The organism is Enterococcus sp. LJL99 (genome assembly GCF_054871725.1).
On record NZ_JBTXLT010000015.1, the window covers coordinates 1 to 12,754 of the forward strand.

Here is a 12,754-nt window from a genome sequence, read left to right on the forward strand (position 1 = left end):
GATAAGCTGAAGCATCCGCTACTGGATAACTGCTATCAATTTCCTGAGAACTTTCTTTTGTTTCCTCTGTCGAACTAGTTTCAGTGTCACTACTTGATGAAAATGACTCTGTTTCCTCTGTAAATAACGACGTCGTTGTTTGTAAATCACTGCTACTAGAAAGTCCGGTTGATTGTGTTTCATCGGACTGTCCTTCATTAATAGCAAAAGTAACTACTGGACTAGTCGTATAAAAAATCGTTGTTGCTAATAGTCCCAAACAAATAAACTTATTCCATTTTTTCATTAAAATCCTCCCCCTATACTCCATTAGATAAAAAATAATTAAATATTACACCTACACTAAAATTGTACATCGTAATTAATCTAATATCAATAACTGTTTTATACAATCTAAGTTAAAAAAATAACAAAATAGAAAGGAGGTTGCTTCTACTTCCACCGTTTATTCGTTTTTAAAGCATTAAAAAAGTGGTTTTTACTTTTGTTTCCCCCACATTTCTATTTTATTTCTTGGAGTTAAACACTTTTTGTCCAATCTCATTTTACAATAAGCAAACTAAAAATTAGCTGAAAATTCCTCTAAAAGTTCCTCTACTTTATACTCTTCAAACTAAAATTACTTCATTTAGTGTCAAAACTATCTTTGCTCCATAAAATACAAAGAAACATGTTGTTAAATACTTAAACGCTCGAAAAGGTTTCTTTCTAAATTTTTCAAATATAATATAAAAAGATCCACAACTTAAATACAGTTTAATCATTACTACTAAGACAGCTACAATTTCAACAACTAATATCCCCACTAAAATCATTGTATTTAATCCCATAAATTTCCCCTCAACTTTACACACCTTATATTAATACACTCTTATTACTTTATCGTAATAATGGTTGTTTTCAAATTGAGATTAAGGCAAAAGTGATTAGTTACGAGAACCAAGTAGTATAATACATCATTGAATCACTATGTTCTTCGTGATTTATCGCAATAAGAAAGAATTTAAAAAAATGACGAGGCTATTGTTCCACTCTCATTAATTTATTATAGCCAACAAGTTTTATAATCAAAAAAGGGATTGAATTTGACCAATTCAATCCCTTTTTTCTATCCTGACTTACTTAATGATTAATGAAACTTTTTAATCAAAACAACTATTTTTACTCTGAAAAAAATCAAGTTAATAATTTATTTAACAGATGCTTCCAAATAATCAATCAGCGGTTTACTAATATTCGTCGCTGTATCATTTTTTCTAGAATCCTCAACCATAATCATCGCCATAAATTGATTATTACTACGATCCATTGCTAAAAGGAAACTATTTTCTTTCCCAACGGTATCTTGCTTATCCTTGATTTCAGCTGTTCCCGTTTTAGCTGCTAATGAAAAATCAGGATTATACATATTATGAACATAACCTGCTTCATCATCAACGCTGCCAAGTAAATCAGTAACGATTGTATTTGCAGCATCAGCACCAATCACGTTCTCTTTTGTCTTAGTCTCTTGATTGATTTCTAACTTAGGATAAACAAGCTTACCCTCGTTTTGGAAAACAGAATACATCGCTGCTTGTTGGATTGGTGAAATCAATAATTGACCTTGCCCATAGCCTGTATCTGCTAGTAAAATCTCTGAGTTAAAGCTGTCTTCATTTGAAATTTGGGCAGGATCCATTGGAATTGATAAATCTAATTTTTCACCAAAAATAAATTTATCCAATCCTTTTCTGAACGTCTCTTCCCCCATTCGTAATGTTTGTTCTGCAAAATAAATATTATCTGAATTAACCAACGCTGTCCGTAAATTCACAGGACTAGCTTCTTTAACTCGAGTTACAAAATAATCGCCCCACGAAGCATCTTTTTGCCATTTCAAGCCATTGATTGTCAACTCTTCATCTGGCTTCAATGTACCAGCATCAATCCCGATAGCCCCAGTAATCGTTTTAAAAGTAGAACCTGGTGCATAGCGAGTGGCAAAACGAGCTGTAAATGGTAGGTTTTCATTTTTATTATAAGCATCATATTCTGTTTGAGAGATTCCGTTTGCCATTTTATTAGGATCAAAAGAAGGAGAACTTGCTGTTGCTAATAAATCACCTTTTTGAGGATTCATAATAACCGCACTTCCAGGTCGTTCGCTAAAAATACCATAGGCTTGCGCTTGTACATTTTTATCAATCGTCAATTGTACATTTTCACCATCTTTTTTCTCTACCGTTTGAATCTCCGCTTTTTTCACATCATTTTCGTCTGTGATAGCAATGCTTCCGCCATCTTGACCACGTAGTTTTTTATCATAGGCCTGTTCCAAACCAGTTTTTCCAACGACTCCAGAACTACTTAAACTTGCATCTTTTTCAATATCTTCCGCAGTCACTTTTCCGACATATCCAATCAATTGAGCAGCAGTTTCTTTGAGTGGATAATAGCGTACCACCTTATCTTGCGTTGCAGCGCCTTGTGGTAAAGTGGTCACAGGATCAAAAGAAACTTTAACTGGAACAAATGAATCGTCGGTAACCCAACCTTGACTTAATAATTGCTCAATTTCTTCAACAGAAACACCAAACTGATCACTAAACGCTTTGATATTATCTGTTTTTGTTTGACCTTCACCTAACTTGCCAGGAACCAGTCCGACTTGATCAAATGCTTGATTGACCGCAAGCCCTTCCCCATTTCGATCCAAAATTTCTCCTCTGGTTGCTGTATCCACAGATATAGAAATTTTGTCTTGACCAGTCATTTCAGGAAAAATCAAATTAGGAGCCCATTCTAGTTTAAAATCATCTTGGTCTTTTTTTATCGTTGTTTTATAAGTAAGATTCTCTAATTTCCCTAAAGAAGTCGTCATTTCAAGACTATAGGTCAATGTATATACACCTTTTTCGTCTTCCTTTACCGAAACATCTTTACTTTTGATTCCTTCTGCTTCAATTCCTGCAAAAACTGCTTGGTACTTTTCTACCAATTTATCCTCATCATAGCCACTATTCTTTATAGAAGTTTCATCGATGACCTGTGGCAACTGGTCAAATTCCTGTTTAGATAGATGAGTCAAAAACGTGTCTGCTGCTGTTTTTGCTTCTTTTAACTGTTGATCTGTTTGCCAACGACTATAGACAAAATAACCACCCATTCCTGCTAGAACAATCAAAGCGCCTGTAATCGCAAAAATGATTGGTTTTTTTGATGTTTGCTTACGTTTTTTTCTTTCCATTTTTTACCCCTCTATCCTTTTTTGTGTATATACTGTTATTATACCTATTATTAAATAATAAGTTAACTAATTTACCATATCCTTTTTGTAGCGTAAATAAGGTCAAAATAAAAACATTTTCTTACTGAAGAAACGCCTAGTTTAAAAACAACAGTTACGCTTCGATTGCAAGTATTTCTATGGACTAAAACGCTCAGAATTGAAGCTTTTAGAAATAAACTGAATCATTTGTAGTGCTAGTCTTTTTTTATTTTAGCTTTGCTACTTGTATACGAATGAACTCTGGCAAATAATTGGGCGTACAATTTTTAGCTACTTTCTCATCTTTATATAGCCCTACTCTTTCACCTAATTGAACACACCTAGCACGATATTGTTCTTGATAAATACCAATTTGTGCTACTAGGAAATTCATTGTCCACTGAACTTCAGGTGCTTCCAATTCCAGATGCTGTTCTATAAAAGTTAATAATTCTTCAGTATTTTCAGGAGATTCTTGTCCTGTCCATCTTAAACGAGCTTGATAATACCAAAAAATATGTCTTTGAATAGATGACTCACTCATTTGCCAAGAATCAATTAAAGTGACTGTCTTTTTCCCTTTCATTAATTGGTTAGCCATCAACCAATCTGCTAATTGTAGCTTTTCTTCATAACTATGTATCTGAATATCCTCATCTAGAGCATCTATCAATTTCTGATCAATTAAATTTTTATCCATAATAAGAATAGCTAATTGTCTTGGCTTATATTTTCCTGTATGCCATAATTCCATCGCTAAGGTATGATCTTTTTTTATTTCTTTCGCTAACTTTCGAATTTCGCCTAATTTAATCGTCGGACTATCTAAGGTTTCTAATATTTGCTCGTTTTTATCCATAGTATAATTCCTTTCATTTCTTTACTTCTATTCATCAAAAAATCGACAGCTTGCTTTTTAATTCCTTTCTTAAATCATACTGTTTACTAGTTGTTTTATCAATTTTTATAAACTACAGTTGCATAAATAAAAGTCGTCATTCTATTTCAACGATTTAAATAACCATTAATACTAAATCCCAAAATGAACTAAAACTTTTTTCTCCTTATTGGCTTGCTCACATAAAGCAATTACATTTTCTAATTCGCCAAGTATTTGCTCTTTATAAAACCAGTCCTCTGGAAACAACGATCTTGCTAACTTAAATTTATCTGGCGCATTTTGAACCAATGCATACCAACTCATCAAGATAGCTTTAAAACTATCGATTTCTTTAGCTACAAAAAATGTAATACCATAATAATCTAAGCCTTTTTTCTTATTACTAATTCTAATCCATCTACTTGGGACCCATTCCAAAGAATCAAAAATATATAAAATAAAATGATCATCTATTGAAATTTTTTTATCTATCGAAACCTCTTTATAGGTTAAATTTTTTGTGTAGGGAACAATCTTAAAATGATGTTTTGGCATATTAACTTCTCTCTTTCATCGTTCTATCTAATCAACATATCCTCTTGTTTTAAAATAGACAAACACCTACTCCTGCTTCCTCTCCAGAAGACCTAAAGCATGAGTAGGTACTAAATACTAGGTATCTTTTGCAACATAAACAATCTCTTTTTTATACTGGGTAAAATCTTCATAACCGATTTGGTAATAGATGACAAACTTAATTTCTTTTGAATCAATTTCTAAAATCTTTCTACTAAAATCATATGATACTTCTGATTTACTAGGAATATAGCTCTGTACTGCTAATGCAGAACGTATAGTGTCATAAGGCTGCCATTCATTGTTTACCTTTGTGAAAAACTCTGTTGAAGATTCTATTAGACTAATCGTTTCATCGGTTTTATTCTTTATTAATAAATTCATTCCTTCAAACACTAATTCAATCGATTGATTCGTTGTGTCTTCTTGAATCACAAACTCCTTATTTTATTTGGTATCCGTGTTTTTCATATCAAACTCTGAAAATTTTTCTACTGTATCTTCACTATTAGATTCCTTCGTTTCTTCATTTTCTGAACAGGCTGTTACGATAAAAATAGTTAAACTAACCAATAAAACAAAATAAATCATTCTTACAAACTTCCTTATTTTGTCCACCTCCAATCAATTAACCTTTTTAAACCTCTCCTTACAAACTATCCGCCACCTATTCTAACTCCTTTAGACTATCAGAAAACTGTTTCAACTCTTCTTTCATTTCTGGTGTTAATGCAGTATAATCAACCAAATCAATAGCTCCTTGCAAACAATAAAGATGGACTAAACAACTATTAGAATAGTTCATTTTCAGTTTAAAAAAAGCATTTTTACTGCCAATTTCTTTTAGTTCCTCAGTCGTTGTAATTCCGACACTTTTCAGTTTACGCACCATCTCTTTGCCTATATTTGGTAACGACATAAGTTCTCCCATTTTTTCCCGTTCCTTTTTCCGTATTTTTAGTAATGCAAATGATGTTCTATTTCAATTTTAACTAACGCTCATCTTGTTTATTTTATAGCAAAATTATTAAGTACAACGATTAGCAACACTGGATAACTCACAGTAAGCCCACCCAACAAAAGTATATAATAAAAGAATTTTTTCGAATAAGTGAATGCTAAACAAATAGTGATTAAAATATATAAACTAGCAATTAATACATAAATAAAGGTTCCTTTTCCAGCAAAATCATGATAGCTTGCCTTCGTTATCATACGTAAAATGCCAAATGGAATCAAAACAGCGAGTACAGCCCAACAAACACTACCTATTTTATTACGATTCAAAATAATCTTCCCCTTTCTATAGATGACTTTATGAGTAAGTTTATGCTTTCTTAATCAGGTTTTTAGACTAAGATCCAACAAATTACTAAAAACCAAGATGAAAAGAATGACAACTAAAAATACAACTAACTTTTAATTACTATTCCTTTTTTTACATTCAATTTTATATTAATAGATTAGAATAGCTGCTATTTCATAATCTTTATCTTAAAATGATAATAAATAGCTACAAACAAATCTTTTAAAAATACAAAAAGCCACAATACAAAAATAAGCTCTACTAAAAATAGTAAGCAGTTAATAAAAAATTCAATGAATGTACCACTAGTAACTTTTTGTCGATTCAAGATAAAATCACCTAAATTCCATGAAATAGAAAGCAAAAGGATTATCAATATAAAGGAATAAAAATTAATATCTGTCGATTTAAGTTTATATAAGTAATGAATTTTAATCTGATCATTTGAATAAAAATCTAAACTGTCAGAAGATACATGTCCAATCATTTTTTGAGTTAAATCTATATCCTCATCATCCAAATCCAGGAATTCCCTTTGGTTAAATTTATCTAAAATTATTTTTTCTATAGAAGAGTGTAAAAAATTTTCATATGTCTCATTTGGCATTTGTTTATACGAGTATTCATCTAACAGATTGTTCTCATATTCATCAAAATACCTAAACGTTCCCTTAATCAAAAGTTCATTCGTATGTTCTTGTAAGTAATCAACAAAATAGTTCCAATAATCTAAAAGAATTTGTTGGTATTTTTCATTTTTCACATTATCAAAGTAAAAATTCCGCTTTAAGTTATCTACTTCAATCAAGATATAATAATTTAGATTATTATCAATCATTTTATATGATAGATTCTTTTTTATTTTTTCAACAACCAAATATCTCCAAAATATTGGTAAATAGTCTTCTTTTGAATAAAAAATAGATTTTTCGTATTTTTTATCATAGGTAATTATTTCCATCTTTTAACATCCTTTTTTTAATTCTATGCCTTTTACCTCTATACAGCACCTAACTACATTTCTAAAACATACTCTTACACTATAATCACTTATATACAAAAGGTAGTTTTTCGATTATAAAAGACCTCTATTTTCTATTAATAAAATGCTCTCCTTCTCATATTTCACTAATCCTTTGGGAAAAACACTTTTTTTATTACATTTAAAGTATACCAATCTATTATCAAAAAAAGTACGTATTTTTTATCATAGAAGAAGGTTCTAAAGAAAATATACACTGTCAAAATACAAATTCAGAAAATTTAAAGAGCTCTTTTGCGTATGTTTTTTGTCTATTAACGCTATAACTTTTGCCTCAGTTATTGTTTTAACATGGTCTTCTATATGGTATAGTGACCAATCAATACCATTAGAACAACTGCTAATATCCACTTTATCGCAATCTTCTCTTTTAAACATTATATGTCCGCAACAAGGTATACATTTTATACTTTCATTAATTACATGGTTTTTGTATATAGATTTCAAAAAATATAAAGAGAGCGAGACTATTGTCCCACTCTCTTTTTTTTGCTCGTTTAAAAACGTAAAAAAATGTTCACTCTAATTCAAATTACAAATCGTATTTAGTGTTCTTTTTATACATCAGTAAAAGACTCAATAATAGTACGATATTTCCAAATAATGAAAATAAATTATTTTCTAACATACCTGTTCTTGGAAGGCTCTTTTGTTTATTGCTACTTACTGTAGTATTCTTAACAATTGAAGAACCTTTATTATTAGAGGTATTATTTGTCTCTGGTTTAGGTTTTTCTGTTCGTTTGCTCCACTTTGCATAAAGCGTAGTAACTTCTGTAACTGGTGTAGCAAAATCATAAAGAGTGGTTAGTCCTTGATCAATATACCATCCTTCAAATGTGAACCCATCTCTTGTTGGATCTTCAGGTTTGCTTGCTGTTTTATTTTCTTCAACTGTTTGACTTGCTGTATCGGAACCACCATTTCCTACAAAATTAACTGGGTAGTAATTAGTTTTTGGTATCCATTTCGCATAAAGCGTAGTGGCTTGTGTAACTGGCGTAGCAAAGTCATAAAGAGTAGTCATTTCTTGATCTATATACCACCCGTCAAATGTATATCCGTCTCTTATAGGATCAGTTGGAATATCAGCTGTTCCATTAATATTGACTGTTTGGGAGTCTACTTCAGATCCACCATTACTAACAAAATTTACAGGATAGCTGATTTTCTTTTTGTAAATTGCTTTAATAAATATAGTTGATTCTTCTATCGTTCCAGCAGGCGTACCATCCCAATAAAGGAAATCATACCCTGGAATTTCTTTTGGTTCTACAGAATAAGAATCACCAGTATTCCCATCAATAATCAAATCAGACTCTATACTATTGCCCTCTTCATCTTGATAAGATACATTAACTTTACCTGTTGATTTGAAGCTATTTGAACCAATAGCAACAAAAGAATCAAGAATGGAATCACTCGTATCGGCAATTACTATTTTTATATGATTTGTTTGCTTAGGAATAACGGTCGCATTTATCGGTAAAACTGTTGTTATACCACCAAAAGATGTTCCTGGTAAATCACCTAAGTGATTATCAGTATTCGAAATAAAATAAGAACTATTGGATGTTGAATTTACATTGTTTATAGAAACAAAATCAGTCGTACCTGGAATTATTGCTTCATTAGAACCATTAACAAAAAAAGCGAAACTATCATTATACACAGAACCTACATAATCTGGATACTCGCTTGAGCCAAATACATAATTAAATGTCAAATTCGAGTATTGTGGGACAAAATCAAACTCTATCGATACCGCATCGTAAGTATTTGCACCAGTTAAAGCAGAAAGATCACTGTCTCCAGGTTGACCTAAGTGAGAGTTAGCTGTTTGAGTATCGCCAGTGGATAAAATGATTCCTGAATCAATCCCTAATGTACCCATACCATTTGAAAAAAAACTAGCTGCTTTTGGAGAACCAGTAAAAGTTATATTTGAAACACTTATTGAAGTATCTGATAATAAGTGATTAACATAATCTGCAACAGTTCCAGTGGAGCAAACAGTCGATGAACTCAAAAAAGGTTGTATACTTTGCCGTTGTGCCGTATTATGAATGGCATCCTTAGTAGATTCAACTTCATTCATTTCATTATCAGAAGTAGACTCAATTTCAGTTCTATTAGTAGAATAATCTAATTCAGTACCTTCAGTGTCAGTAATAGATTCAATTTCAGTTGGTTCAACATTGTCACTAGTTGATTCTGTTTCACTAATTTCAGCATCATTTAGTTCGGTTTCTGCATAAACTATAGGACTTATTAACGGGGTGACAAACACTGTGCATATAACAAGTGCCGTAGTAATCGATTTAAATTTTTTCTTCATGATAATCCCTCTCCTTTTTCAAAAAAACACTCCTTATCCTTTTAATTTATAAGTTTATTGTATAAAAGTCAATAAAATTCGCTATTAAAATTATAAAAACATTCATAAAAAAGTGTATTACACTTAAAAAGTAAATAATTTTAATTAAACCAACTATAGAATAGAATTAAAATTAATAAAAAATGGAAATTTTTTTGTGATTTATATTCGTAAACTACACTTACTTCAGCATTATAGAAAAACTTGTGTCATTCTCTCTTCTATTACCAAAACTCTTCATTTTTAAGAAAAATAAGTGGGTGAGACAAACAGCCATGGCTGTTTGTCCCAACCTCTTCTCTTGTTTCAATTTTCCCAAGTTTACTATACAATAAAATTAGACCTATTCTTGAGCATTATTCTAAGTTGAATTATGCTACAATTGCTTAAAAAAAATCATATACGAAAGGTTAATTATGAAAAATAAAAAATTCATTGCTCTTACCTTAATAGCTTTAACGATTCTATGTATCTATCTTTACCAAAAAATTAATCCAACTAACAAAAAAAGTGAGATTAGCATTGTCCTGGATTCTTCAACAGAATTTTCAAAAGAAGAATTAGAAAAAGGGGCTGAAAAAGTACTAAGCTCTTTTAACTCTATGTGGAGTGACTCGAAACTACATGAAATTCGTTTTGATAATGATGTTTACCAACGAGAAATGACAAATAGGGAGCCAGGAACTTCGCTATTTAGTGATCTTGATAAAGATAATGTTTTAATTTTTACAATTTCTTTTACTACGGGTCCGGCAGTAAAAGGTAGTCTTGGATCTAATATGTCTATTGACGAATGGCAGTTTATTTTATCAAGACAAAATAAACTGAGCCCTTGGAAATTTTTAGATCAAGATGTTTGATTCTTCGTAAAAAGATTTTAGTTAACTCATAAGTTACCATAAAGAATAACCCGCAACATGTAGTATCTGCTTTAGGAGCTGAGGATGGGCAAATATTTACAGGCTACTGTTTTGAAGCAACTGCAGGAGTTTTCCATCTCTGTGAAGAGCATGTTGCAACATTTAATATGTATCAACTAAGTAAAGAAACAAAAATCAAACGAATTATCGCCTTTCGAAATGAAGCACCTTATGGTCTACTCATTTTTTACATAAATGAAGAGACAATTTTCTTTCTAATACGTTAATTTTTTATATAAAGAAAAACACCTACAAATCATAGGCGTTTTTATCTTGTTTTAATTTTCCCAAGTTTGCTATATAGTAAAATTGAACATATTCTTGAGCATTATTCTAAGTTGAATTCTACTAAAATTGCGTATTACTCTATTTCGTCTATCTTGCTTTGTTTATACAGCAAAAATACAATGATAATCAAATAGCATATTATGGCAATACCAGATACTTCTATGCCAAAAATCTCCACCTGTCAAAAATAAATTTTTCTTGCTGAAAATATAATTTGTTAATGAATTTGAATCGTTAGAACATCCGAAATTGATAAGACCTCCTATGATAAAAAAATTCCACAGACTATGGGTAACAATACTAGCCCATACCGTTTGGTTAATATATGTTAATAGAGAGAATAATATTCCCACTAAACTACCACCTAATAGAAGCATTACAAAGCTTGATATACTTAACTGACCATTTAAAAGATGTAGTAATCCAAATAGTATTGAAGGTATTAATATCCCTATAAGCTTACTGTAATTGTCAGAAACTGTAGACATGATTAATCCTCTAAATATAAATTCCTCAACAATTCCTGCGGATAATCCCATAGAAAATAATCCATACATAATTATTTGAAAAACTTTATCAATCGAATAGGAATTATAAGAAAATTTTCCAGGAACAAATAATAATGTCAATAAAATTACTGTAACTGGTAAGACTACTGATAAAATAATCCACGGTAACTTAGTTTGAAATTTAGTTATGCGTATTTCTAACAAAGTTTTTTTAAGTCCTTTATTTACAAATATTTTTAAAATGAATGATATTTCAAGAAAAGAATGTAAAAAAATTTGATAATAGTAACTCATGGAGGAACTTTAGGCTATGAGGTATGCCTTGTGGAGCTTGTCGAAAATTTTTGATGCAACTAAATAGCGAAAATTCAAAAACAAAATTTATGGTAGATTATGAAAAACGTGAGATTATAACTTTAGAAGAATTATTACCAGAATGGTGGGGCGTAGATAGACTATAAATAACATTAATTTCATAATTCTATGCCTTGGTACTAAAGGTTTGAGAAAACACAAAAACAGGGAACCTCCTCTTCTGTTATATCAGTAGTTGACTAAAATGGTGGGATTCCCTGTTTCAATTATGCAACGACCAACATTACTTGACATTGATTAATTAGCTCAACTTCATTGCCCTAATTAATCGCTATGCCGAACTTTTTTCCCCAATTGATTTTGACGTTATTTCAGAAAGAAAGACAAATAGGTTCTCCTATTGAAATTAACTATAAAGTTAGTGTTTGTACTCTTGTCAGACGCTTAAAAAGTAATGAAAATAAAACAAGCAATTAATGTACGAAACTACTCTCATCCTACGCGTGATATCAAGAGTTGAACAAAAATTTATGCAAAGCAGATGTCAATTACTACTTAAAAAGAAGGTATTAATTGAATGATATAACTTATTGAAAAGCCAAGCAAACTGTCGCAGAATAACTGCTTATTCAGTTAACTTATAATTGCAAATCAACGATTGAATAAAAAACATAGAGAAAAAATTAGTCGCCTAAAGTTTATAAAAAATAGTCATTTTTAACATTGAACGAGTGATTACTTTTTTAGCGAATTATGAAATTGGTTCACTTACACAATTTTTTTATATTATTTTGTTATTTGACAACCATTCTTGCACTCTCCCGATAGATATCCCTTTCTGAGGTGTCCATTCTATCTTAGATATTAATTCTCCTTTTGAAAATAGAGCAATCGTTGGAGTGTATTCTATACTGTATTGATTTTTAAATCTTTTCCATCTCTCTTCATCTTTTTTGATACATTCAACATTTAAATAAGTAATTTCAGATTGAATGTTGAATTTTTGAATTAAATCAATAAGTTTCGGCTCAAACAAATTACAGTCTCCACAAGATGGTCTTCCAACATAGACAACAAAATGTTCTAAGTTTATAGAAGTTGGAAAATTTTGAGCACTAACACTATTAAGGTGATCATAAATTTCAGGATAACTTGATGTTTTATCCTCGATTAATAGTTTATTTATCTTACTATATTCGTTTTTTTGAATATAAAAAAAAGTACAAATAAATACTAAAACTATGATTAGCGAAAAAAAATATATTAGTTCTCTTTTTTTACCTATCTTCAT

Annotated in this window: 14 protein-coding genes and 1 pseudogene; 2 read left to right on the forward strand and 13 right to left on the reverse strand. The window is 30.6% G+C overall.

Annotated elements, in window-relative coordinates:
• From ACYSNW_RS16265 to ACYSNW_RS16315, 11 genes are all read right to left on the reverse strand, one after another.
• Positions 1-286: hypothetical protein (locus tag ACYSNW_RS16265; RefSeq protein WP_461746277.1), on the reverse strand; the 286-nt coding region annotated here is incomplete at its 3' end.
• Between the two features lie 322 nt (positions 287-608).
• Positions 609-830: a hypothetical protein gene (locus ACYSNW_RS16270; protein ID WP_461746279.1), complete on the reverse strand. Its 222-nt coding sequence runs from the start codon at positions 828-830 to the stop codon at positions 609-611.
• Between the two features lie 359 nt (positions 831-1,189).
• A complete protein-coding gene (gene pbp4, locus ACYSNW_RS16275) occupies positions 1,190-3,229 on the reverse strand; it encodes a penicillin-binding protein PBP4(5) (RefSeq protein WP_461746281.1) in 2,040 nt (679 codons plus the stop codon).
• A 247-nt stretch (positions 3,230-3,476) separates the two neighbouring features.
• Entirely contained in the window at positions 3,477-4,109 is a 633-nt protein-coding gene (locus ACYSNW_RS16280; protein ID WP_461746283.1) for a DNA alkylation repair protein, read from the reverse strand.
• 171 nt (positions 4,110-4,280) lie between these two features.
• Entirely contained in the window at positions 4,281-4,685 is a 405-nt protein-coding gene (locus tag ACYSNW_RS16285; protein ID WP_461746285.1) for a hypothetical protein, read from the reverse strand.
• A gap of 117 nt (positions 4,686-4,802) precedes the next feature.
• Positions 4,803-5,141 carry a hypothetical protein gene (locus ACYSNW_RS16290; RefSeq protein WP_461746287.1) on the reverse strand — a complete coding sequence of 113 codons (339 nt, stop codon included), beginning with the start codon at positions 5,139-5,141 and terminating at the stop codon, positions 4,803-4,805.
• Between the two features lie 12 nt (positions 5,142-5,153).
• Entirely contained in the window at positions 5,154-5,297 is a 144-nt protein-coding gene (locus ACYSNW_RS16295) for a hypothetical protein (protein WP_461746289.1), read from the reverse strand.
• Between the two features lie 76 nt (positions 5,298-5,373).
• Positions 5,374-5,637: a TfoX/Sxy family protein gene (locus ACYSNW_RS16300; protein ID WP_461746291.1), complete on the reverse strand. Its 264-nt coding sequence runs from the start codon at positions 5,635-5,637 to the stop codon at positions 5,374-5,376.
• Between the two features lie 77 nt (positions 5,638-5,714).
• On the reverse strand, positions 5,715-5,993 hold the full coding sequence (locus ACYSNW_RS16305; RefSeq protein ID WP_461746293.1) for a hypothetical protein: 279 nt from the start codon (positions 5,991-5,993) through the stop codon (positions 5,715-5,717).
• A gap of 188 nt (positions 5,994-6,181) precedes the next feature.
• Positions 6,182-6,973: a hypothetical protein gene (locus tag ACYSNW_RS16310; protein WP_461746294.1), complete on the reverse strand. Its 792-nt coding sequence runs from the start codon at positions 6,971-6,973 to the stop codon at positions 6,182-6,184.
• Between the two features lie 613 nt (positions 6,974-7,586).
• Positions 7,587-9,392 carry a choice-of-anchor L domain-containing protein gene (locus ACYSNW_RS16315; protein WP_461746296.1) on the reverse strand — a complete coding sequence of 602 codons (1,806 nt, stop codon included), beginning with the start codon at positions 9,390-9,392 and terminating at the stop codon, positions 7,587-7,589.
• A 455-nt stretch (positions 9,393-9,847) separates the two neighbouring features.
• On the opposite strand from ACYSNW_RS16315, the gene ACYSNW_RS16320 reads away from it, so the two are divergent.
• Together ACYSNW_RS16320 and ACYSNW_RS16325 are read left to right on the forward strand one after the other, a co-directional pair.
• Positions 9,848-10,291 carry a DUF4829 domain-containing protein gene (locus ACYSNW_RS16320; protein ID WP_461746297.1) on the forward strand — a complete coding sequence of 148 codons (444 nt, stop codon included), beginning with the start codon at positions 9,848-9,850 and terminating at the stop codon, positions 10,289-10,291.
• 38 nt (positions 10,292-10,329) lie between these two features.
• A pseudogene (locus ACYSNW_RS16325) lies at positions 10,330-10,527 on the forward strand (cytidine/deoxycytidylate deaminase family protein); the annotation flags it as partial.
• A 213-nt stretch (positions 10,528-10,740) separates the two neighbouring features.
• Here ACYSNW_RS16325 and ACYSNW_RS16330 read toward each other — a convergent pair.
• Both ACYSNW_RS16330 and ACYSNW_RS16335 read right to left on the reverse strand, forming a co-directional pair.
• Positions 10,741-11,352, reverse strand: coding sequence for a lysostaphin resistance A-like protein (locus ACYSNW_RS16330; protein ID WP_461746299.1), 612 nt, complete (start codon positions 11,350-11,352; stop codon positions 10,741-10,743).
• 892 nt (positions 11,353-12,244) lie between these two features.
• Positions 12,245-12,754, reverse strand: coding sequence for a DUF6568 family protein (locus ACYSNW_RS16335; RefSeq protein WP_461746301.1), 510 nt, complete (start codon positions 12,752-12,754; stop codon positions 12,245-12,247).